At 68.0% G+C, this 22417-nt stretch carries 17 protein-coding genes; 8 read left to right on the top strand and 9 right to left on the bottom strand.

Annotation, left to right across the window (positions count from 1 at the left end):
- Both RTY13_RS15245 and RTY13_RS15250 read right to left on the bottom strand, forming a co-directional pair.
- The coding region (locus RTY13_RS15245) for a calcium-binding protein (protein WP_409450321.1) at positions 1-1300 on the bottom strand (1300 nt) is incomplete at its 3' end.
- A 255-nt stretch (positions 1301-1555) separates the two neighbouring features.
- Positions 1556-1735 carry a hypothetical protein gene (locus tag RTY13_RS15250; protein WP_312784683.1) on the bottom strand — a complete coding sequence of 60 codons (180 nt, stop codon included), beginning with the start codon at positions 1733-1735 and terminating at the stop codon, positions 1556-1558.
- A gap of 170 nt (positions 1736-1905) precedes the next feature.
- Between RTY13_RS15250 and RTY13_RS15255 the strand changes: the two genes are divergently transcribed.
- The 6 genes from RTY13_RS15255 to RTY13_RS15280 all read left to right on the top strand — a co-directional run bounded on the left by RTY13_RS15255 (position 1906) and on the right by RTY13_RS15280 (position 8118).
- Positions 1906-2400, top strand: coding sequence for a GAF domain-containing protein (locus RTY13_RS15255; RefSeq protein WP_312784685.1), 495 nt, complete (start codon positions 1906-1908; stop codon positions 2398-2400).
- The gene (locus RTY13_RS15260) at positions 2397-3293 is read left to right on the top strand and encodes an ROK family protein (RefSeq protein WP_312784838.1); all 897 of its coding nucleotides are present in this window, start codon (positions 2397-2399) and stop codon (positions 3291-3293) included. Before RTY13_RS15255 ends, RTY13_RS15260 begins: the two co-directional genes overlap by 4 nt.
- A 48-nt stretch (positions 3294-3341) precedes the next feature.
- Positions 3342-4178: a CoA ester lyase gene (locus RTY13_RS15265; RefSeq protein ID WP_312784688.1), complete on the top strand. Its 837-nt coding sequence runs from the start codon at positions 3342-3344 to the stop codon at positions 4176-4178.
- 214 nt (positions 4179-4392) lie between these two features.
- Entirely contained in the window at positions 4393-6456 is a 2064-nt protein-coding gene (locus RTY13_RS15270; RefSeq protein ID WP_312784689.1) for a capsular polysaccharide biosynthesis protein, read from the top strand.
- A 149-nt stretch (positions 6457-6605) separates the two neighbouring features.
- Complete coding sequence (locus RTY13_RS15275) at positions 6606-7751, top strand: beta-ketoacyl-ACP synthase III (protein ID WP_312784691.1); 1146 nt, start codon at positions 6606-6608, stop codon at positions 7749-7751.
- Positions 7752-7851: 100 nt separating this feature from the next.
- The gene (locus RTY13_RS15280; RefSeq protein WP_296176092.1) at positions 7852-8118 is read left to right on the top strand and encodes a hypothetical protein; all 267 of its coding nucleotides are present in this window, start codon (positions 7852-7854) and stop codon (positions 8116-8118) included.
- 78 nt (positions 8119-8196) lie between these two features.
- On the opposite strand, the gene RTY13_RS15285 is transcribed toward RTY13_RS15280, so the two are convergent.
- The 7 genes from RTY13_RS15285 to RTY13_RS15315 form a co-directional block, all read right to left on the bottom strand.
- Positions 8197-8724: a porin family protein gene (locus RTY13_RS15285; RefSeq protein WP_312784694.1), complete on the bottom strand. Its 528-nt coding sequence runs from the start codon at positions 8722-8724 to the stop codon at positions 8197-8199.
- A gap of 231 nt (positions 8725-8955) precedes the next feature.
- A complete protein-coding gene (gene ppdK / locus RTY13_RS15290) occupies positions 8956-11646 on the bottom strand; it encodes a pyruvate, phosphate dikinase (RefSeq protein ID WP_312784696.1) in 2691 nt (896 codons plus the stop codon).
- A 286-nt stretch (positions 11647-11932) separates the two neighbouring features.
- Positions 11933-14047, bottom strand: a complete 2115-nt coding sequence (gene glyS / locus RTY13_RS15295) for a glycine--tRNA ligase subunit beta (protein WP_312784698.1) — start codon at positions 14045-14047, stop codon at positions 11933-11935.
- Complete coding sequence (locus RTY13_RS15300) at positions 14047-14934, bottom strand: glycine--tRNA ligase subunit alpha (RefSeq protein ID WP_312784699.1); 888 nt, start codon at positions 14932-14934, stop codon at positions 14047-14049. Before RTY13_RS15300 ends, glyS begins: the two co-directional genes overlap by 1 nt.
- A 60-nt stretch (positions 14935-14994) precedes the next feature.
- The gene (locus RTY13_RS15305) at positions 14995-15867 is read right to left on the bottom strand and encodes a 4-(cytidine 5'-diphospho)-2-C-methyl-D-erythritol kinase (RefSeq protein ID WP_312784700.1); all 873 of its coding nucleotides are present in this window, start codon (positions 15865-15867) and stop codon (positions 14995-14997) included.
- 4 nt (positions 15868-15871) lie between these two features.
- Positions 15872-17746 carry a tetratricopeptide repeat protein gene (locus tag RTY13_RS15310; protein ID WP_312784702.1) on the bottom strand — a complete coding sequence of 625 codons (1875 nt, stop codon included), beginning with the start codon at positions 17744-17746 and terminating at the stop codon, positions 15872-15874.
- 40 nt (positions 17747-17786) lie between these two features.
- Positions 17787-19436 carry an electron transfer flavoprotein-ubiquinone oxidoreductase gene (locus RTY13_RS15315; RefSeq protein ID WP_312784839.1) on the bottom strand — a complete coding sequence of 550 codons (1650 nt, stop codon included), beginning with the start codon at positions 19434-19436 and terminating at the stop codon, positions 17787-17789.
- 191 nt (positions 19437-19627) lie between these two features.
- Here RTY13_RS15315 and RTY13_RS15320 point away from each other — a divergent pair, with 191 nt between their 5' ends.
- Complete coding sequence (locus RTY13_RS15320; RefSeq protein WP_312784703.1) at positions 19628-20452, top strand: uracil-DNA glycosylase; 825 nt, start codon at positions 19628-19630, stop codon at positions 20450-20452.
- 94 nt (positions 20453-20546) lie between these two features.
- Complete coding sequence (locus tag RTY13_RS15325) at positions 20547-22253, top strand: lytic transglycosylase domain-containing protein (RefSeq protein WP_312784704.1); 1707 nt, start codon at positions 20547-20549, stop codon at positions 22251-22253.
- Positions 22254-22417 lie beyond the last annotated feature (164 nt).

Raw genomic sequence — 22417 nt, forward strand, 5'->3', positions numbered from 1 at the left:
CGTAGACGGCCGCGTCCAGGCCCGCGCCGCCATGCAGCACGTCCGAGCCCCCGCCGCCGTTCAGGATGTCGTCGCCCGCCAGCCCGAACAGCGTGTCGTCGCCGTTCAGCCCGATCAATTGATCCGCTGCAACACTTCCGACCAAGCGCTCACTGGCGTCTGTGCCGGTGATCAAGCCCGACTGCACCGACAACCTCACCTCGAAGACGTCGTAATAGTTGGCGATGTCGCCCACATAACGAGCATAGGTCACGACCAGGTCTCCAGACGGCAGAACCGTCAGTCCCGGCGCCTCCCCCGGCGTGCCGATCCCCGTCCGGACCGAAATCGGCTCCGCGTTCCGCGTGCCGTCCGCCCAGAAAGTCGCGACCGTGATCGAGGCCTGGGCGCTGCCAGCGAACCTTTCCCAGGCGATGGCGAAGCCGCCGTCGGGAGTCGCAACTACGGAATGGAGCAACGACGCTCCGCCCGAAACAGCCTGAACCATGATGCGCTCACCGGAAGGTTGAGCGTCATCTGCGAGGACCTGCGCCCAGAGCCCGTCGGCCTCGCGCCAGACAAGCGCAAATCCGCCGTCGGCCAGCCTCACGATCTCAGGCGCGGTCGAGTCGTTGTCTCTCGAAATCCGGGTCGTTTCGCCCAGTCGAGCGCCCGCCACATCGAATGACTGAATCGCGATGGTGGCGCCGCTATCGTTCGAGGCCCGCCATACGGCCACGAAGCCGATATCGGTTGCGACAATGCTGGACAGGGTTGCATCACGATCCTGATCGAGAACGAATGTCGGTCCTTCAGGTTGTCCAGCCGCATTGTAACGCTGCGCCGAAACGCCCGAAAACGGGTAGTCCGCCGCGTGCGTCCACGAAACGACAAAGCCCCCTCCAGGCAGGCTAGATACCTGCTGGGCGTAGCCGTGGCCGCTGACCTGAACGTCGGCGCCCATAGGAAGGCCGGCGGCGTCAAACGTCCGCACAAAAACGCCGAGCGCGGAGGGGTCGCCGGCGCCCCCTCCCGGGACAATGCTGTCCCAGACGACGGCGTATCCGCCAGACGGCAAAGCGGTGATGGTCGGGTTCTGCTGGGAATAGATGCTTGTCGTATTGACCAGCACCTCTTCGCCGACACGCGCCCCCGCCGCGTCGAACCGTTGCAGATAGACGCTGTACCCGGAATCCGTCGGCCCTGCGCCGGACCAAGCCGTGACATATCCGCCGCCGACCAGAGCCACGGTCTCAGGCGCCGATTGACGGCTGAGAACATAGGTGTTGATGCGCGTCTCGGGCGAAATCAGATAGGGCATGGGTATCTCAAGGCGCCGGCGAACTCAGACGAACTTAGTCGGCCACGATGCAGAAGATCACAAGCCTATTTGGCCCGACCGGTCATCTCTTTGACGGCGCAGAGGTTGAGGACCGTGGATGGCCGCGACATTCGCCCTGTGCCGCGGCCTGAGCCGCGTTTTCGGCGAGGCGGTGCAGATCCCGCCCCGAACAACGCGACCAATCGATACTGTCCAGCGGCGGGCGATCCCGCTTCGACGTCATGGCGGACACGATCACGACGACGCCGATCCGCCGCGCGTCATGCCCGCGACCAGACCGATCAGCAGGCCCACGGCCAGAGCCCGGTTGCCAGGATCGCCGGCTCGCGCCTCCTCGACCCGCAAGGCCAGTTCGCGATCCAGCCACGCCAACTGCCGCGCGAAATTTTCGTCCGCCTGCGAAGCACTGCTCATTTCGCTCTCCCCAAACACGCCATCTGAACGAGTCTCGGCCGACGCTAACGCGGGACTTGCGCCGCCGGCAAGTCAATTGTTCTTATTTTGTTCCAATCCGATCGCGCGCAAACCGCCCTTTGTGCCGTGGCGGCGAAGCCTATATGGCGGTCTCGAGAAGGAGAGTCGTCATGTCCTACGTCGCCCGAGACGACCGCCCCGCCGACAAGGCTGAGCGCTACAATGAGGTCGAAGCCGAGATCCTGGCGGTGCTCGACGGCGAGCCGAACCGGACGGCGCGCATGGCGACGGTCGCCTCGATGCTGGCCGACGCCTTCCCCGTCTTCTTCTGGACCGGCTTCTACGTCGTGGACGAGACGAAGCCCGAGGAACTGGTGGTCGGCCCTTATCAGGGGACGCTGGGCTGCCTGCGCATTCCCTTCGGGCGCGGCGTCTGCGGCGCGGCGGCGAAGACGCGCCAGACCCAGGTGGTCGAGGACGTCCACGCCTTCCCCGGCCACATCGCCTGCGACAGCCGCTCGGCCAGCGAGATCGTGGTTCCGGTGCTGGATGCGGCGGGCGATCTGATCGCCGTGCTGGACGTGGACGCGACGGAAATCGCCGCCTTCGACGCCGTGGACGCCGAGGCGCTGGAGCGTCTGATGGCCAAGGTGTTTTCCGCCTGATGCGGATCGGGGTCGACTTCGGCGGCACCAAGATCGAGGCCGCCGCCCTGACCGACGACGGCGCCTTCGCCGCGCGGATCCGCGAACCCAATCCGGGAAGCTATGACGGGGCGCTGGCCTTGGTCGCGGACCTGATCGCGCGGGTCGAGGCCGAGGCGGGTCCGGCGCGGTCGGTCGGCCTGGCCATTCCCGGCTCGCCCTCGCCGCGCACCGGCCTGATCCGCAACGCCAACTCGACCTACCTGAACGGTCGCCGGTTTGGCGAAGACCTGGAGGCCGCGCTTGGCCGCCCGGTGCGGCTGGCCAACGACGCCAACTGCCTGGCCCTGTCGGAAGCCGTGGACGGAGCCGGCGCGGGCGCCGCCAGCGTCTTTGGCGTCATCGTCGGCACGGGCTGCGGCGGCGGGCTGGTGATCGACGGCAGGCTGATCGAGGGCGCGCACGGGGTGGCGGCCGAGATCGGCCATATCTCCCTGCCCTGGCCGTCCGCCGACGAAGCCCCCGGCCCCGCCTGCTGGTGCGGACTGAACGGCTGTCTGGAGACCTGGGTGTCCGGCACCGGCTTCCAGCGCGATCACGAGACGACGACGAGCCGGACGTGGAAGGCGCAGGCCATTGTCGAGGCGGCCCGCAATAACGACGCGGGCGCGGCGGCGGCGCTGGATCGCTACATCGACCGACTGGGGCGGGCGCTGGCCATGGTGGTCAACCTGGTCGATCCCGAGGTCTTCGTGCTGGGTGGCGGCATGTCCAACGTCAGCGAACTTTACGACCGTCTGCCTGGGCTGGTGGAGCGCTACGTCTTTTCGGACCACTGGAACGGCCGCATCGCTGCGGCCCGTTGGGGCGATTCCTCAGGCGTGCGCGGCGCAGCGCGGCTCTGGGCTGATTGATCCGGGTGAGGCGCCCGCTATGGTCTCCTCGAACCTCTGGAAAGCGATATGAACCCTCAGCGTCCGGCGCGTGCGCGCAGCGTCCTCTACCTGCCGGCCTCCAACGCGCGCGCCGTCGAAAAGGCGCGCGGCCTGAGCTGCGACGTGGCCGTGCTGGACCTCGAGGATGCGGTCGCGCCGGAAATGAAGATCGAGGCCAGGGCAGCGGCGGTGGCCGCAGCGCGCGAAGGCGGCTTCGGCCCGCGTCTGGCCGTGCGGATCAACGGCCTGGACACGGCCTGGGGCGCCGACGACCTGGAGGCGCTGCGCGACGCGCCGGTCGATCTGATCGTCGCCCCCAAGGTCGAGAGCGCAACCATGGTCCACGCCCTGTCGCGCGACCTGCGCCCCGGCGCCGATCTGTGGGCCATGATCGAGACGCCGCGCGCCCTGACGGACCTGCGGGACATCGCCGAGGCGGACGGGGCGCTGAGCGGACTGATGCTGGGCGTCAATGATCTGGCCAAGGATCTGAAGACCGGCCCTGCACCCGACCGGGAGCCGCTTAAGCCCTGGCTGGCGGCCGTCGTGGCCCACGCCCGCGCCAACGGCCTGACCGTCATCGACAGCGTGTTCAACCGCATCAAGGACGAGGCCGGGTTCGCCGCCGAGTGCGCGCAAGGCAGGCTGTACGGCTTCGACGGCAAGAGCCTGATCCACCCCTCGCAGATCGAGGGGGCGAACGCAGCGTTCGGCGCCTCGGCCGATGACATCACATGGGCGCGCAAGGTCGTCGCCGCCTTCGCCGCGCCCGAAGCCGAAGGGCTGGGCGCGATCCGCGTCGAGGGAGAGATGGTGGAGCGGCTGCACCTGCAACAGGCGCAGGACTTGCTGGCTGACCTCTAATTTCCTTCTCCCCTTGCGGGAGGAGGTGGCAGGCGGAGCCTGACGGATGAGGGGTGTGAGCGCGCCCTGTCCGGAATGTGCTCAACGCGACGCTCCTAACCGTCCACCGCCGCGCCGCCCCCTCATCCGAGCGCCTTCGGCGCCCACCTTCTCCCACACGGGGAGAAGAAAGAGCAGGGTGGCGCCTTCCTACGGCAGACCGTAGACAACCCTCATGACCGCACCGCTTCCGCTTCCCTCGAAAACCCGCGCCTGGGTCTGTGCGCCGGGGGTGCTGAAGGTCCCCTTCCTCTCTGCCTTCCTGCCGGATTATGACCTGTCGGCCCTGCCGGGGTCGCAGACCGAAGCCGTCCTCGGCTGGGGCATGAAGCCGACGGCGGCGGCAGGGCGACGCTGGGCGGACAAGCACGCCAAACCCTATGTGGCGCTGGAGGACGGCTTCCTGCGTTCGGTCGGGATCGGCGAAAGCGGGGCGACCAGCCTCAGCCTGATCGTCGACGACATCGGCGTCTATTACGACGCCACCCGGCCCAGCCGGCTGGAGCAGCTGATCCAGACCGCGCCCGACTGGTGCGACGACGCCATGCAGGGCCGGGCGCGGGGCCTGATCGACCGCATCGTCGCCTCAGGCCTGTCCAAGACCAATATGGGCGGACCGCTGGACGCCAGCCTGCTCAAGCCCGGCCGCCGGGTGCTGATCGTGGACCAGACGTTTGGCGACGCCTCCATCGGCTATGGACTGGCGACCCAGCAGAGCTTCTCCGACATGCTGGCGACCGCGCGGCGCGACGAGCCGGAGGCGCAACTGATCGTCAAGCGCCACCCGGCCGTGGCGGCGGGCCGCAAGCAGGGCTGCATCCCGGCGGATCAACTGGACGGCGTCACCCTGATCGACACGGACGTGCGGCCCGCCGACCTGCTGGCGGCGGTGGACGCGGTCTATGTCGTGACCTCGGCTCTGGGGTTCGAGGCCCTGCTGCGCGGCCTGCCGGTGCGCTGCTTCGGCGCGCCCTTCTATTCGGGCTGGGGCCTGACGACGGATGCGGTCCAGACCGGGCGGCGCGGCGCCCCGCGCGATCTGGAGCAGATCGTGGCGGCGGCCTTGATCGCCTACACTCGCTACGTCGATCCGGTGACCGGCCAACGCTGTGGGGCGGAACAGGCGCTGGAGCGGCTGATCGCCCTGCGCGACCGGGCCGACCGGCTGGCGGGCACTTTCGCCGCGGTCGGCTTCGCCCCCGCCAAGCGCCCGCCGGTGCGCCGCCTGCTGAACTCGCCCAAGGGCCGGGTCCGCTATTTCTGGCGCGCCTCCGCCGCCGTCGCCCATGCCCGGGCCACCGGCGGCAAGCTGATCTGGTGGGCCGGCAAGGAGACGCCGCAGATCCGCGCCGCCGCCGACGCCTTTGAAGGGCCGATCGTGCGCATGGAGGACGGCTTCATCCGCTCGCGCGGCCTGGGCTCTGACTTCTTCGGCGCCCTGTCGGTCGCGCTGGACGATCAGGGGGTCTATTACGATCCGACCCGGCCCAGCCGTCTGGAAAGCCTGATCGAAGCGGGCGAGCCGTCGCCGGATCAGGCGACGCGCGCGGAGCGGCTTCGCGCCCGCGTGGTCGAGGCGGGCCTGTCGAAATACAATCTGAAGGGCGCGGGCGTCCCGGCGCACTGGCCCAAGGACAAGCCGATCCTGCTGGTCGTGGGTCAGGTCGAGAACGACCGCTCGATCATGATGGGTTGCGGCCCCGATATCCGCACCAACTCGGGACTGGTGAAGGCGGCGCGGGCGGATCACCCCGACGCCTTCCTGATCTATCGCAACCACCCCGACGTGACGGCCGGCAACCGCCCCGGCCTGCTGGACCATGCGGCGATGGAGGAGGTCGACGCCTCGGCCGACGATCTGGACATCGTGGACTGCCTGAACGCCTGCGACCGGCTGGCGACCCTGACCTCCCTGACCGGGTTCGAGGCCCTGATGCGGGGCAAGCCGGTCAGCGTCTATGGCCGCCCCTTCTACGCCGGATGGGGCCTGACCGACGACCGCCTCGCGTTCGAGCGCCGCACCCGCCGCGCCTCCTTGCAGAGCCTGATCCACGCCGCCCTGATCGGCTATCCCGTCTATGTCACCCCGGACGGCTGGCCGTGCGAGGCCGAGGACCTGGTCGAGGCCCTGATCGCCGCGCGCGACCACCCCCTGCCCGCCCCGCCGCGCGGCCGCATCAACAGATGGTGGAGAGGCATCAAGGCCAGTCTCGACCGGAGCCTTCCACCGGCCTATTGAGGGAGTTCGTCATCGCAACGGACTGAGTCCGGCCCGCGAGGCGCCCGAACTTCGCCGCGAGGCGCCGACATAAGGCTTGTCGAGCGCCAGGGACCCCACGTTCCCTCATGCAGCGAGGCGCCGCGCGCCAAGCGTCAGGGAACTAAGAAGTGCAAAAAGCCGTCATCTCCGCCACCGGCCTGTTCACCCCGGAACAGTCGATCTCGAACGCAGAACTGGTCACCGCATACAACGCCTGGGCCGAAGGCTGGAACGCCGAGAACGCCGAAGCCATCGCCGCCGGCGAACTGGAGTTGAAGACGCCGTCGTCCGAGGCCTTCATCGAGAAGGCTTCCGGCATCAAGTCGCGCTTCGTCATGGACAAGTCGGGCATCGTCGATTCTGAGCGGATGCTGCCGCATCTGGCCGCGCGCGGCGACGACGAACTGTCGATCCTGGCCGAGATGGCCGTGAAGGCCGCGCAGGACGCCATCAAGGCCTGGGGCAAGCCGGTCAGCGAGATCGGCGCCGTCATCTGCGCCGCGTCCAACATGCAGCGCCCCTACCCCGCCATGGCCATCGAGGTGCAGCAGGCCCTGGGCATCGAGGGCTTCGCCTTCGACATGAACGTGGCGTGCAGTTCGGCCACCTTCGGCATCAAGACGGCTGCGGACTTCGTGGCCTCGGGCTCAGTCAAGGCCGTGCTGATGGTCAACCCCGAGATCTGCTCGGCCCACCTGAACTTCAAGGATCGCGACAGCCACTTCATCTTCGGCGACGTGGCCACCGCCGTCATCGTCGAGGCCGAGGATCAGGCCGGGCCGGGCGGCTGGGACATCGTCGGCACGAAGCTGAAGACCAGCTTCTCGAACAATATCCGCAACAACTTCGGCTTCCTGAACCGCGCCGCCCTGCCGACGGGGGCGAACGAGCCGGTGTCGTCCGACGGCCTGACCGACAAGATGTTCGTTCAGCAGGGCCGCAAGGTCTTCAAGGAGGTGGTGCCCATGGTCTCGGAGATGATCCTGGATCACGCCGCCGAGCTGAACCTGGACCCGCACGGCCTGAAGCGGATGTGGCTGCACCAGGCCAACATCAACATGAACACCCTGATCGGCAAGAAGGTGCTGGGCCGCGAGCCCGCGCCCGAAGAGAACGTCATCATCCTGGACGACTACGCCAACACCTCGTCCGCCGGGTCGATCATCGCCTTCCACCTGAAGCACGACGGCTTCGCTCCGGGCGAGACGGGCCTGATCTGCAGCTTCGGCGCCGGCTACTCGGCGGGCACGGTTTTTGTGCAAAAGCGCCCCTGAGGCCAGATAACGGGAATCATTATTTCCGGCGGCGCTTGCACTGTTCGGAAAATTTTGCAAACCGTAACAGGTGTTGAGAGCGAGGGGGGATGGCGCCCGAATGACTCAGACCGTTTCACCGTGGGCAGAAAAGCTCAGCGATCCGTTGGCCCATGACGTGGCCACGGTGCTGAAACATATGGGCGGATCGGCCCATCAGGACATCGTGGTCAACTGCGTGGCGGCACTGAAACGCCAGCGCGGCGAGTCCGTGACCCAGGACCTCAAGGCCAAGATCGTGGAAGTGTTCGAACGCTACCGCGACTTCTTCATCAAGCCCTTCGGCGAGAACTCGCTGCGTTGGGCTTTGGCGCCCGGCCTGGCCTAAACCGCCCTTCGGACAAACGAAAAGGCCCGCTCTTTCCAGAGCGGGCCTTCGTCGTATCTGGCGCTAGACTAAACGGATTTAGAAGCGACGGACGTAGCTGACCGAATAGGCGTCAGCCTCGCCGCCGTTGTCGCGGAAGTCGCGACGGGTCCAGTCGGCGCGGACGCCGTTCTTGCCGTCCAGGTAGTAGTTGGCGCCGACGCCGTAGTTCCAGCTGTCGCCGCCGATGTCGGTGTTGGCGCCGGCGATCTCCTGCTTCAGCTCGGTGTGGCCGTAGCCGCCACGGGCGAACAGCTCCAGCTTGTCGTTCACAGGATACTTGCCGACCACGTAGCCGGCGGCGTCCCACTCGTGCTTGATCGAGCCATCGACGCCAGCGACGGTGAAGTCGTCATCCTTGACGCCGACCGAGGCCTCGGTCTCGACAGCCAGGTAGCGGTTCAGGTTGACGCCCAGGCGGCCAGTCACGGCGCCGGTCGTGGCGTTGTCGCCTTCAACATGCGTGTAGCCCAGCGAACCATAGCCACGGGCGTCGGGGCCCGACTGAGCGAAAGCCGGAGCGGCGAAAGCAGAAATGGCGGCAGCAGCGAGAAGAATGTTACGCATTGTTTCTATAACTCCTAGTAGAACTAGATGCGGTGACTTCTGCGGTCACCGGCCCCATCCAGCACGAAGTTAAATGACCATCCCGACGGACCGTTCCATAGGATCCTGAATACACACGCGTAACTGTGCAAGATCAGACACATACAGCGTTATGCTGATCGTGACCTTATCAAGGCACGAAAAAGGCGGCCCCGAAGGACCGCCTTTGCACGCTCAATCCTGAAACAGGTCTTAGCGGTCCTTTTCGCGCTCCTCGCCCGAGCGGGCCGCCAGGGCGGCCTGGGCCGCCGCCAGACGGGCGATCGGCACGCGGTAGGGCGAGCAGGAGACGTAGTCGAGGCCCACGCTCTCGCAGAAGGCGATGGAGGACGGATCGCCGCCGTGTTCGCCGCAAATGCCCATCTTCATGCCCGGCTTGACCGCCCGGCCCCGCTCCTCGGCGATGCGGATCAGGTCGCCCACGCCGTCCTGATCCAGACGCACAAAGGGATCGGTCTCGAAGATGCCCTTGTCCAGATAGGCCTGCAGGAAGCGACCCGAGTCGTCGCGGCTGATGCCGAAGGTCGTCTGGGTCAGGTCGTTGGTGCCGAAGCTGAAGAACTCGGCGTGCTCGGCCAGGTCCGCGGCGCGCAGGGCGGCGCGCGGCAACTCGACCATGGTGCCGACCAGGTAGTCGACACTATCGCCGGCCGCCTCGAACACGGCCTTGGCCGTCCGGTCGGTCAGTTCGCGCAGGTATTTCATCTCCAGGCCCAGGGCGACCAGGGGGTGCATGATCTCGGGGATCGGGGCCACGCCCGAGGCCTGCTTCACCTCCAGCGCCGCCTCCAGGATGGCGCGGACCTGCATCTCGTAGATCTCGGGATAGGCGACGCCCAGACGGCAGCCGCGGTGGCCGAGCATGGGGTTGGTCTCGTGCAGTTCACGCGCGCGACGCTTCAGCTTGGCGGCGTCCAGGCCTTGCGTCGCCGCCAGGGCGTCGATGTCGGCGTCGGTGTGCGGGATGAACTCGTGCAGCGGCGGGTCCAGCAGACGCACCGTCACCGGCAGACCGCTCATGATGGTGAACAGCTCGGCGAAATCGGCCTTCTGGAAGGGCGCGATCTTGGCCAGGGCGACGCGGCGGCCCTGCTCGTCGTCGGCCAGGATCATCTCGCGCACGGCGGCGATGCGGGCCTCGTCGAAGAACATGTGCTCGGTGCGCGACAGGCCGATGCCCTCGGCGCCGAAGCCGCGCGCGGTCTTGGCGTCCAGCGGGGTCTCGGCGTTGGCGCGAACCTTCAGGCGGCGCACGCCGTCGGCCCAGGCCATCAGGGTCTGGAAGTCGCCCGTCAGCTCCGGCTCGATCATCGGCACGGCGCCGTCCAGCACCTCGCCCTTGCCGCCGTCGATGGTGATGACCTCGCCGGCCTTGAAGGTGCGGCCCCGCGCGGTGAAGGTCCCGGCCTTCTCATTGATCGAGATTTCACCCGCGCCGGAGACGCAAGGCCGGCCCATGCCGCGCGCCACGACGGCGGCGTGGCTGGTCATGCCGCCGCGCGCCGTGACGATGCCGCGCGCCGCGTGCATGCCGTGGATGTCCTCAGGGCTGGTTTCCTCGCGCACCAGGATGACGGCGTCGCCCTGTTGGGCCAGACGCTCGGCCTCGTCGGCGTCGAAGACGATCTTGCCGGTGGCCGCGCCGGGCGAGGCCGGCAGGCCCGCCGCCACTACCGAACGGGCGGCGTCGGGGTCCAGGGTCGGGTGCAGCAGTTGGTCAAGCGCGGCGGGCTCGACCCGCGACACAGCCTCTTCCTGCGAGATCACGCCTTCGGAGGCCAGGTCCACCGCGATCTTCAGCGCCGACTTGGCGGTGCGCTTGCCGTTGCGGGTCTGCAGCATCCACAGACGACCCTGCTCGACCGTGAACTCGATGTCCTGCATGTCGCGATAGTGGCTTTCCAGCCGGTTCACGACATCGACGAACTGGCCGAAGACGACCGGCATGGCCTCTTCCATCGAGGGGGCGGTCTCGCCCATTTCCTCGCGGCCCGCCTTGGTCAGGGACTGCGGCGTGCGGATGCCCGCGACCACGTCTTCGCCCTGGGCGTTGATCAGGAACTCGCCGTACAGGCGGGCTTCGCCGGTCGAGGGGTTGCGGGTGAAGGCCACGCCCGTCGCCGAGGTCTCGCCCATATTGCCGAACACCATGGACTGGATGTTGACGGCGGTGCCCCAGCTCTCGGGGATGTCGTGCATGCGGCGATAGAATTTCGCGCGGTCGTTCATCCAGCTGGCGAAGACGGCCGAGACGGCGCCCCACAGCTGGTCGTGCGGGTCCTGCGGGAAGGCGCGGCCCAGTTCGCGCTCGACCAGGACCTTGTAGTCCGCGACGACCTTTTCCCAGTTCTCTGCGGTCAGCTCGGTGTCGACCGAGACGCCCAGACGATCCTTGTGGTCGTCCAGAACCTCTTCGAACTGGTCGTGGCCGATGCCCAGAACCACGTTGGAATACATGGTGATGAAACGACGATAGCTGTCGAAGGCGAAGCGGCGGTCGCCGGACAGGGCGGCCAGACCCTCGACCGTCTGGTCGTTCAGGCCCAGGTTCAGCACCGTGTCCATCATGCCCGGCATCGAGGCCCGCGCGCCCGAGCGCACCGAGACCAGCAGGGGGTTGGCGGCGTCGCCGAAGGTCTTGCCGACGATGCCCTCGACGGTCTTCAGACCGGCGGCGACCTGATCGGCCAGCTCGGCCGGATAGGTCTCGCCATTGGAGTAATAGTGGACGCAGGCTTCCGTCGTGATCGTAAAGCCGGGCGGCACCGGAAGGCCGAGAGACGACATTTCCGCGAGGTTCGCGCCCTTGCCGCCGAGAAGGTTCTTCATCGACGCATCGCCGTCGGCGGAGCCCCCGCCGAAGCCGTACACCCACTTGGTCATCTTGCAGTCCCTGAGCCGTGGTCGTCGCGGGATCTGGTGAGTCCCGCTTACGGGGGACTTCACTAGCGCGCTGCACCTGCGAAGGCGAGGCCGGGGGCGTAACAATCCGTGAGAGGATGTATCGAAAACGCCTCTCCCTCCCCTTCATGGGGAGGGTGGCTGACGCGAAGCGTCAGACGGGTGGGGGCGCTCAGGCAAGTCAGACGCGGCGTTCCGTGTCGCCGCGCCCTCCCCACCCGGTCGCTTGCGCGACCACCCTCCCCATGAAGGGGAGGGAGATTCCTGATCAGCCCGCGATCTGGCCGAAGTCCGCGACCCGGCCCATGACGTCGCGCACCTGAACCAGCAGCTTCAGGCGGTTGTCCCGCTCCTCGGCCACGTCGGAGTTGACCATGACGGCGGTGAAGAAGGCGTCCACCGGACCGCGCAGGGCGGCCAGGGCCGTCATGGCGGCGGCGAAGTCTTCGGTCTCCAGCGCGGCGTCCACGGCGGTCGCGGCGGCGGCGGCGGCGAAGGCCAGGGCGGTTTCTTCCGCCGGCTGGTTGGCCAGACCGGTGGCGACGGCGCCTTCGGGCAGCGGCCCCTTCTTCTCCTCGGCCTTGAGGATGTTCGACGCCCGCTTGTAGCCGGCCAGCAGGTTGGCCCCGTCGTCCGTGGCGAGGAAGGCGGCCAGCGCCTCCACCCGACGCACGATCCGCATCAGATCGTCGTCGCCCAGAGCGAAGACGGCGGCCACGAGGTCGTGGCGTTGGCCTTGATCGCGCAGCAGGACGGTCAGGCGGTCGGCGAAGAAGGCGACCACACTTTGAACGACGGGTTCTGCAACCATCGAGGCATCGTTGATGGGCTCGGAAGCCCCCTTCAAAGAGATCGAAAGACCCTCCTCGATGAGCTTGGGGTAGTGCTCAACCAGAGCAAGCATGGCTGTGAAGCCCAGCCCCATCCGCACCCCGTTCTCCAGCACCAGCCGGATCACGCCCAGCGCGGCGCGGCGCAGGGCGTAGGGGTCGCGCGAGCCGGTGGGCTTTTCGTCGATGGCGAAGAAGCCGACCAGGGTGTCCAGCTTCTCGGCGATGGCGACGGCGACCGTGACCGGGGCGGTCGGAACCGAGTCGCCCGGCCCTTGCGGCTTGTAGTGGTCGCGCACGGCGTCGGCCACGGCGTCGGGATAGCCGGCCAGACGGGCGTAGTAGCCGCCCATGATGCCCTGCAGTTCCGGGAACTCGCTGACCATGCCGCTGGCCAGGTCAGCCTTGGACAGGCGCGCGGCCTGTTCAGCCTGCGCCGCGTCGGCGCCGACCAGAGGGGCGATCTCGCGGGCAAGCGCCGCGATGCGGTCGACCCGCTCGGACAGGGTGCCGAGCTTGGCGTGGAAGGTCACGCCCTTCAGCTTGTCGTTCCAGGCGTCGAAGCCGACCTTCTGATCCTCGTCCCAGAAGAAGCGGGCGTCGTTCAGGCGGGCCGACAGGACGCGGCTGTTGCCGGCGGCCAGAGCCTGACCGCCGTCGGTCGCCTCGACGTTGGCGACGACGAGGAAGTTGGGCGCCAGGCCGTCCTTGGACGGATCGCGCACGGCGAAATACTTCTGGTGCACCTTCATCGACAGGCGGACCACTTCAGGCGGCAGGGACAGGAACTGCGGGTCCATGTCGCCCAGGATCGGCGTCGGCCATTCGGCCAGACCGGCGACCTCGTCCAGCAGGCCGTCATCATCGACCAGAACCAGACCGCGCGCGGCGCAGGCGGCCTTGGCGGCTTCAAGGATGCGCAGCTTGCGGTCGGCCACGTCCAGCAGGACGAAATCGCGTTCCAGCTTGGTGCGATAGTCGGCGAAGTCCTTGACCGCGAACGGCTTGCCCGAACCGAGGAAGCGGTGCCCCTCGGTCACGTCGCCGCTGGGGATGCCGTCGATCTCGAACGGCACCACCGCCCCGTCGAACAGGGCGATGATGCGCTTGATCGGGCGCACCCAACGCAGGCTTCCCGTGCCCCAGCGCATCGACTTGGGCCAGGGGAAGCTGCGGACGATCTGATCCACGGTCTCGGCGAAGACCTCGGTCGTCTGACGGCCCTTGCTGCTGATCTCGGCGAACCAGATCCCGTCGCGCTCGACCAGCTGGTCCTGCGTCAGGCCGGTCTTGCGCAGGAAGCCTTCCAGCGCCTGAGCGGGGGCCGAGGTCTTGGGCCCCTTGACCTCCTCATTGCGGTCGGGCGTAGCGGCGGGCAGGCCGTCGATCACCAGGGTCAGGCGGCGCGGCCCGGCGAAGACGTTCAGCGCCTCCCAGGTCAGGCCGGCGGCCTTCAGACGCTCGGAGACCATGCGCTCCAGATCGCGCGCGGCGCCCTGCTGCATACGGGCGGGGATTTCTTCGGAGAAGATTTCGAGGAGAAGCTGAGGCATCAGGCGGTCGCCCGTTCGTGTTCGACTTGAGCGAGGGCGCAGGCTTTGCAGAGGTCGCGGATGCGGCCGATGTAGCTCTGGCGTTCGGCGACGGCGATGGCGCCGCGGGCGTCCATCAGGTTGAACAGGTGCGAGGCCTTCAGCACCTGGTCATAGGCGGGCAGAACCAGCGGCTGGCCTTGCGGACCCTTCAGCGTCAGGAAGTGGGCGGCCTCGCGCTCCATGTCCTCGAAGCGGCGCTTCAGCGCGGCGACGTCATAGCCATGGAAGTTGGCTTCCGACTGCTGGCGTTCGTTCTCAAGGAAGACCTCGCCGTAGGTCAGGCCTTCCTTGTTGAACTTCAGGTCATAGACGTTGTCGACGCCCTGAACATACATGGCCAGACGCTCCAGCCCGTAGGTCAGCTCGCCCGAGACCACGTCGACCTCAATGCCGCCGACGCCCTGGAAATAGGTGAACTGCGTCACCTCCATGCCGTCGCACCAGACCTCCCAGCCCAGACCCCAGGCGCCGACGGTCGGGTTTTCCCAGTCGTCCTCGACGAAGCGGATGTCGTGCAGCTTGGGGTCGATGCCGATGGCGGCCAGAGAGCCGAGGTACAGCTCCTGCAGGTTGTCCGGGTTCGGCTTCAGGATGACCTGATACTGGTAGTAGTGCTGCAGCCGGTTCGGGTTCTCGCCATAGCGACCGTCGCCGGGACGGCGCGACGGCTGGACATAGGCGGCCTTCCACGGCTTCTTGCCCAGCGCCCGCAGCACGGTGGCCGGGTGCAGGGTGCCCGCGCCGACCTCGATGTCATAGGGCTGCAAGATGGCGCAGCCCTGCTCGCTCCAATAGTGGTGCAGGGTCAGGATCAGGTCCTGAAAGGATAGGGGCTCGGTCGTCACGGCGGCTCGTTTCGCAGCGCAAAATTTGAGCGCGGACCCTAGAGGGCGGCGGGGCCGAGTTCAACCGGACGCGGGATTTCCCAACAGGCAGGATCGCACCCACCAGCCGGGGCGTTGCAGCGCGAGCGCCGCGCCCTCGGCCGCCGCCGCATCGTCGAACAGGCCAAAGACCGTCGCGCCCGAACCCGACATCCGCGTCAGGCGACAGCCGGGCGCGGTCCGCATGGCCGCCAGGGCCGCGCCGATCCCCGGCGTCACGCCCAGGGCGGGGACTTCCAGATCATTGCGCTGAGCGGCCAACCAATCGATCACGGCGATAGGCGACCAGTCGCTCGGGGCATCCGGGTGATCCGCGCCGCCCGCGGGCGCATCGTCATAGGCGCGATAGACCGCCCCGGTGGGCGACGGCAGGCCGGGATTCAGCAGGACCGCGTGCAGCGGCGGCAGGCGCGGCTCGTCGCGCAGGTCGTCGCCCCGGCCGGTCGCCCAGGCCGGACGGGCCCGCAGGCACATGGGCCCGTCCGCCCCGACCACGCCCGCAACGGCTTCCAGCGCCGCCTCGTCCAGATCCAGCTCCAGCAGTTGCGCCGCCAGACGAATGGCCGTGCCGGCGTCGGCTGACCCTCCGCCAAGCCCAGCCGCGATGGGCAGTTGCTTGTCCAAGGCGACGGCGACCGGCGGCGCGCCGATGCCGGCGGCCTCGCCCAGAGCCCGGAGCCCCCGCAGGATCAGATTGTCGCCCTCCCCCTCCAGCGCCCCGCCGAACGGGCCGGCGACGGTCAGCGACAGGCGCTCGGCGCGGGTCACGCTCACCCCGTCGCCCACGTCGGCGAAGGCGACCAGACTGGCCAGGGGGTGATAGCCGTCGCCCGCCACAGCCCCGACGTGCAGGAAGAGATTGATCTTGGCTGGCGCCAGGCCGCTCAGGGTCACCGGATCAGTCCGCGACGCCCGCGCCGCTGTCGTCGGTCGGGTCCTGACCCAGCTTGTCGCGCAGCTTGGCCTCGACCTCGGCCTTGCGCTCAGCCTCGACCTCCAGGGTCAGGACGCGGTTCCACTGGAAACCCGCCTCGCGCTGGCGGCCCACGGCCCAGTAGGCGTCGCCCAGATGGTCGTTGATCTCGGCGTTGGCGGGCTCCTTGGCCACGGCCTGTTCCAGGGTCTCGACCGCCGCCTCATACAGACCCTGGCGATACTGCGCCCACCCCAAGGAGTCCTGGATATTGCCGTCATTCGGGTCGGCAGCGAAGGCGCGCGCGATCATCTCCGCCCCCTGCTCCACCCGCGCGCCGCCGTCGACCCAGAGATAGCCGAGGTAGTTCAGCACGGTCGGATTGTTCGGCTGCTTCTGCAGGGCGGCCCAAAGTTCCGCCTCGGCCTCGGGCTTGCGGTCCAGCGCCTCATAGGCGGCGCCGCGCAGGAAATTCACTTCAAAGCCCTGATCCGCCCTGTTGAGCAAGGGACCGTTCAAGACCGCCAGAGCCTCTTCAAATCGTTTCATCTGCACCAATTGCCCGCCCAGCAGATAGGCGATGGCCGCCTCGTGCGGGCGCACGGCGACCGCGCGGTGCAACTCGGCCAGGGCCGCTTCGGACTGGCCGTCCTTTTCGAAGCTGAGCGCGCTCTGCACCCGCGCGGCGGCGAAGATTTCAGGATCGCGCTCGCTGACCTGGGCCAGGGCCGCCCGGGCTGCGGGCTCGAGTTCGGCCTGTTGCAGGGTCTGGCCGATCATGAAACGCGTCTGGTCGTCAGGCTCCAAATTCAGGGCCAGACGCAGGTAAACGGCGCCGAATTCCAGCGCGCGCTGGGCGATGGCCTGATCCGCAGCCGTCCTCAGGGCCAGGGCCGCGCCCTGACGATAAGTCAGGACCGCCGGCGGCCGCCCCTTGGCCGCCACGCGGGCGCGAGCCCGGACCGTGGCGCGGTCGCTGGCGCCGCCGGCGATGGCGGCGTCGTACTGAGCCAGGGCCAGATCGCGCTTGCCGCGCCGCTCCAGGAACTCGCCGTAAGGCAGACGGAACAGGGAGGAGGCGACGGCGTGGCTGGTCAGGTCGCGCCATTCGGCGTCGGCTTCGTCATACCGGCGGTGAAGTTCCAGCAGCCGAGCGCGATTGCCGCGCGCCACCAGAAGGCTGACCGGGTCCCAGGTCGTCGGCGGCGCGGAAAGCGCCCCGTCCCAGTCGCCGGCCGCAGCGGCGATCCAGACCTGAACATAGAAGCCCGCGCGGTCATGCGGCGACCCGATGGGCGCGGCCTTGAACAGGGCGTCGGCGCGGCGCGCGTCGCCCCCCACGAAGGTCTGAACGCCGGAAACCAGACGTCCCGCCTGGACGATGACCGGGGAAACACCCTCGCCCTCCGGCGCGATCCGGCCCGCGACATCAAGGTCCCCGGCAAGGAGGGCGGCCGTGAAAGCCTGTTCGCGCACACGCGGCTGTTCAGGCGTCAGAGCCTCGACCCGCGCCAGATAGTCGGCGCCCGCCGCGCTCTCGCCGCTGGTCAGGGCGTTGCGCCCCGCCAGATAAAGGCCATAGGCGCTGTGCTGACCATCATCGGTCGGGATCGGCGCCCAGACCGCAGGGATCGGCGCGACCTCCGTTTCGGTGGGGGCCTCATCGGCCGCCTCAGGCTCTTGCGCCGGCTCGGCGTCCTGTGCGGTGGAGGGCTCGGTCGGAACCTGCTCATCCTGTACCGGCGGCGTCTGCGGGGCCTCCTGGGCCAGAGACGGCGCGGCCAGGCCCAACGCGATCAGCGAGGCGGCGGCGAACAGGGCGGAGCGGCGGAAGGCGAAGCGCATGGAGGGACCCTTCACGCTTTCCCTCCCGCCCGCAAGAGGCTGAAACCTGCAGCCCTTACATGTTGGGGTAGTTGGGGCCGCCGCCGCCTTCGGGCGTGGTCCAGACGATGTTCTGCGACGGGTCCTTGATGTCGCAGGTTTTGCAGTGGACGCAGTTCTGGGCGTTGATCTGGAAGCGGGGGTTCTGGCCCTGTTCGTCGGTCAGCACCTCATAGACGCCCGCCGGGCAATAGAGCCGCGCCGGTTCGCCGTACTTGGGCAGATTGACCTCGATCGGCACCGACGCGTTCAGCAGTTTCAGGTGGGCCGGCTGGTCCTCGGCATGGTTGGTGTTCGAGATGAAGACCGAGGACAGCTTGTCGAACGACAGCTTGCCGTCCGGCTTGGGATAGGTGATCGGCTTGAAGTCCTTGGCCAGACCGGTCGAGGCCGCGTCCGTCTTGGTGTGCTTCATCGTGCCGAAGAAGGAGAAGCCGCCGGTCAGGTGGTTGACCCACATGTCGAGCATGCTGACGGCCCCGCCCATGATGGTGCCCAGCTTGGACAGCATGGGCTTGGCGTTGCGGACGACCTTCAGCTCCTTATAGACCCACGACGCCTTATAGGCCTCTTCGTAGGCCTCCAGCACGTCGCCCTCGCGGCCCGCGATCACGGCCTCATAGGCGGCGTCGGCGGCCAGCATGCCGGTCTTCATGGCGTTGTGGCTGCCCTTGATGCGCGGCACGTTCACGAAGCCCGCCGAGCAGCCGATCAGGGCGCCGCCCGGGAAGGCCAGTTTCGGCACCGACTGGAAGCCGCCCTCGGTGATAGCGCGGGCGCCATAGGAGATGCGCGTGCCGCCCTCCAGATGCTCGGCGATGGCCGGGTGGTGCTTGAACTGCTGGAATTCGTCGAAGGGCGACAGATAGGGGTTCTGGTAGTTCAGGTGCACCACGAAACCGACCGACACGTAGCGGTCGCCGAAGTGATAGAGGAAGGACCCGCCGCCCGTCTTGTCGTCCAGCGGCCAGCCGGTCGTGTGCTGGACCAGGCCGGGCTGATGCTTCTCGGCCGGGATCTGCCACAGTTCCTTCAGGCCGATCCCGAACTTCTGCGGGTCCGAGTTCGCGGTCAGGTCATGGCGGGCCATGATGGTCTTGGCCAGCGAGCCGCGCACGCCCTCGGCGATGAAGACATATTTGCCGTGCAGTTCCAGACCGGGCTGGAACTCGCCGGTCGGCTTGCCCTCGCGGTCGATGCCGAAGACGCCGGCGACGACGCCCTTCACCCGGCCCGAAGGCTCATCCCAGACGACGTGGCTGGCGGCCATGCCGGGATAGACCTCGACGCCCAGGGCTTCGGCCTGTTCGCCCAGCCAGCGCGCCACATTGCCGAGCGAGGCGATGTAGCAGCCGTGGTTGTGCATGAAGGGCGGCATGGCGAACATGGGCAGCGAGGCCTGCCCCTGCGGGCCCAGCACCAGGAACTTGTCGGTCTTGACCGGGGTCTCCAGCGGCGCGCCGCGTTCCTTCCAGTCGGGGAAGAGCTCGTTCAGCGCCTTGGGGTCGATCACGGCGCCTGACAGGATGTGGCCGCCGATCTCGGCGGACTTCTCCAGCACGGCGACGGAAATCTCTTTCCCGTCCTTCTCGGCGCGCTGCTTCAGGCGGATGGCGGCGGACAGGCCGGCGGGGCCGCCGCCGACGATGACGACATCATATTCCATGACCTCGCGCTCGACGCCTTCAAGCGCCTCGGCCGGCGGCAGCTTGTCGATGACGGCTTCCTGCCAGGCGTTCGTCGCGCCGCCTTCGATCGCTTGCTCAGCCATCTTCCCCTGAATCCTCGTCATCGTCGTGGTTATCTGCCTTATCATGAGGTGACGCAGCGGCGGTCAAGGCTTATCCCTGTCGAGGAATGACGCCCCAGCCCCTTGAGACCGCCGCAACCGAAGCCCTGCTCGCCTTCTGGCGCGATGCGGGGGTGGACGCCTGCTACCTGAACGAGCCGGTCGACCGCACGGTCTTTGTCGCCCCGCCCGCGCCCCAGGTGATGCAGAAGGCCGCCGCCACGGTCACGGCCCTGCATGGTGGCCAGCACGGGGGAATGACGAGCGCCGATGCGGTCAGCGAAGCGCGCCGACTGGCCGCCGCCGCGACCTCAATGGATGAACTGGCCGAGGCCGTCGCCGCCTTTCAGGGCTGCCCCTTGCGGGCCATGGGGGCCAAGCAGGCGGTGTTCGCGCGCGGCAATCCCAAGGGCTCCATCCTGCTGATCGGCGAATCCCCCGGCGAGACCGAAGACCAACGCGGCGAACCCTTCGTCGGCCAGCCCGGTCAGCTTCTGGACCGGATGCTGGCGGCGGCGGGTCTGAACGATCAGGTCTTTATGACCAACACCGTCTTCTGGAAGCCGCCCGGCGACCGCCTGCCTACGCCGCAGGAGCAGGCGGTCTGCGCCCCCTTCCTGGAACGCGCCTTCGCTCTGATGCAGCCCAAGGCCGTGCTTCTGGTCGGAGCGGCGGCGGCGAAATCGGTGCTGAACACCGACGATGGTCTGATGAAAATTCGTGGCCAGTGGCGCGAATGGCGACCGGCCGAGAGCGCGGCGTCGGCCCCTGTCATGACCACTCTGCATCCCGCCTTCCTGCTGCGTCAGCCGCAGGCGAAGCGGGTCGCCTGGGCTGACATCCTGTCGCTGGCGGCGCGTCTGGATACGGCCCAGGTTGAGCCGAACGCCTGATTCAGGCATGCTTGGCGGCTGACGACCAGTCCACAGAGCGCTGATGATCCCGACGTCGAGAAGGGAGCCGCGCCGACGAAGGGGGCCGCCGCGTATGTACCTTTTCCGCCGCGCGTCCCTCGCGCCCCTGCTTGCTGCTGCACTCTGCGCCACGGTTGCGCCCGCCGCCCTGGCGGCAACCGGGACGGCTGAAAGCGGAGCCGACGACGGCGGAACGGTCTATGTCGCCAATGACTCCGATACAACCCCCACAGCCCTGAGCAGTTCCGATCGGCTGAGCTACACCACCGCCTTTGACGCCCTGCGACGCGGCGATCTGGAGCTGGCCCGCGCCTCGGCGCGTCAGGCCCAGGACCGCATCCTGCTGGGCCAGGTCGAGTTCGAACGCCTGTTCCACCCCACCCACGTCGCCACCTATGACGAACTGGCGGCCTGGCTGGAGACCTATTCCGACCTGCCCATGGCCCAACGGGTCTATACCCTGGCCATGCGCCGCATCCCGGACGGCGCCCCCGAACCGAAGCGTCCCGGCAATCTGCTGGAGCGCACCTGGGCCAGCGTCACCGGCGCCGGCGACGGCGGCGTCACCGATCCGGCCAAGGCGGCGCGTGTGGCCCTGAACAACGACGACCTGGCGGGCGCCTATCGCACCGGCGTCGAGATGGGCGACTGGTGGAGCGCCGGTCTGGCCGCTTGGCGGATGAACGAGTTTTCCGACGCCTTCCGCGCCTTCGAGCGCGTGGCCCAGGACCCGACCGAGGATCCCTGGGTCCGCGCCGGCGCCGCCTTCTGGACCGCTCGCGCCGCCGGGCGCTCGGGCCGTCAGGATCGCGTGGTGGAGAACCTGCGTCTGGCTGCCCGCTGGCCCGCCACCTTCTATGGTCAGGTCGCCTTGCGCCAGTTGGGCGAAGAGCCGGTCATCGAGAACCTGGGGCCGCGTGCCTATGAGGCGACGTTACAGCGCGCCAGCTTCACGCCCGAACCGACCGGCGTCGATGCGCGCGAACTGAACGCCTTCATCCGCTCGGACGAGACCGCCCGGCGCACTGTGGCTCTTTATGAAGTCGGTCGGCGCAATGACGCTGAGGAAGCCGCCCGCACCGGCATGCGCTCGGCGAGCGACGATGGCGCACGGCGCCTGTGGGCAGGCCTCTACCGCACCGTGGCCCCGAACCGGGCCGCCCAGGCTGATGCAGCCCGCATCGACGCCACCCGCTATCCGATGCCCGACCTCCAGCCCGAGGGCGGTTTCACAATCGAGAAGGCGCTGGTCTATGCGATCGCGCGCAAGGAAACGGATTTCAACGCCAACGCCCGCTCGGGCGCCGGCGCCTATGGCATGATGCAGGTCATGCCGGCCACCGCCGCCTATATGACCGGGGATCAGGGCTATGTCCGCAGCCCCGAGCGGCTCTACGTCCCTGCGACCAATCTGAAGCTGGGTCAGGACTATGTGAACCGCCTGTTCCAGATCGAGTCCTTCCAGGGCGACCTGCTGAAGGCCGTGGCCTCCTACAACGCCGGACCGGGGCCGATGCTGGCGGCGGTGCGCAAGCTGGGGCCGGACGCCGATCCCCTGCTGCTGATCGAGACCATCGACGTGCCACAGGCCCGCGAATACGTGGAAAAGGTCGTGGCGGCCTACTGGATCTATCAACGGATGCTGGGCGCGCCGCTGAACACGCTGGACGCCGTGGCGTCAGGCGCCAAGGCCGTGCCGATCCGTCTGGATTATGTGGCTCCGCCGCCGGTCGCGCCCATGCAGGTGGCCGAGGCCGCCCCGGTCGCCGGCACGCGCTAAAGCCGCTTTAGACCACGCTGGACAGCAGCATAGCCCAGACGAAGGCAAAGGCCAGACCGGCCAGGAAATAGCCTCGGGCGACCTTGCCCCAGTTGGTGTTGCGACTGATCGTCCGCATCGCCTGTCCCCCACGGCCTCGACGCCGTGAGGACAGATTGTAACAT

This window comes from Brevundimonas sp., assembly GCF_032055285.1.
Taxonomy (GTDB): domain Bacteria; phylum Pseudomonadota; class Alphaproteobacteria; order Caulobacterales; family Caulobacteraceae; genus Brevundimonas.

Excerpts from the sequence above, each read along its gene's own strand:
- RTY13_RS15250 (WP_312784683.1), bottom strand. The coding sequence starts at position 1,735 with ATGAGCAGTGCTTCGCAGGCGGACGAAAATTTCGCGCGGCAGTTGGCG.
- RTY13_RS15255 (WP_312784685.1), top strand. The coding sequence starts at position 1,906 with ATGTCCTACGTCGCCCGAGACGACCGCCCCGCCGACAAGGCTGAGCGC.
- RTY13_RS15265 (WP_312784688.1), top strand. The coding sequence starts at position 3,342 with ATGAACCCTCAGCGTCCGGCGCGTGCGCGCAGCGTCCTCTACCTGCCG.
- RTY13_RS15270 (WP_312784689.1), top strand. The coding sequence starts at position 4,393 with ATGACCGCACCGCTTCCGCTTCCCTCGAAAACCCGCGCCTGGGTCTGT.
- RTY13_RS15280 (WP_296176092.1), top strand. The coding sequence starts at position 7,852 with ATGACTCAGACCGTTTCACCGTGGGCAGAAAAGCTCAGCGATCCGTTG.
- RTY13_RS15285 (WP_312784694.1), bottom strand. The coding sequence starts at position 8,724 with ATGCGTAACATTCTTCTCGCTGCTGCCGCCATTTCTGCTTTCGCCGCT.
- ppdK (WP_312784696.1), bottom strand. The coding sequence starts at position 11,646 with ATGACCAAGTGGGTGTACGGCTTCGGCGGGGGCTCCGCCGACGGCGAT.
- glyS (WP_312784698.1), bottom strand. The coding sequence starts at position 14,047 with ATGCCTCAGCTTCTCCTCGAAATCTTCTCCGAAGAAATCCCCGCCCGT.
- RTY13_RS15315 (WP_312784839.1), bottom strand. The coding sequence starts at position 19,436 with ATGGAATATGATGTCGTCATCGTCGGCGGCGGCCCCGCCGGCCTGTCC.
- RTY13_RS15320 (WP_312784703.1), top strand. The coding sequence starts at position 19,628 with ATGACGCCCCAGCCCCTTGAGACCGCCGCAACCGAAGCCCTGCTCGCC.
- RTY13_RS15325 (WP_312784704.1), top strand. The coding sequence starts at position 20,547 with ATGTACCTTTTCCGCCGCGCGTCCCTCGCGCCCCTGCTTGCTGCTGCA.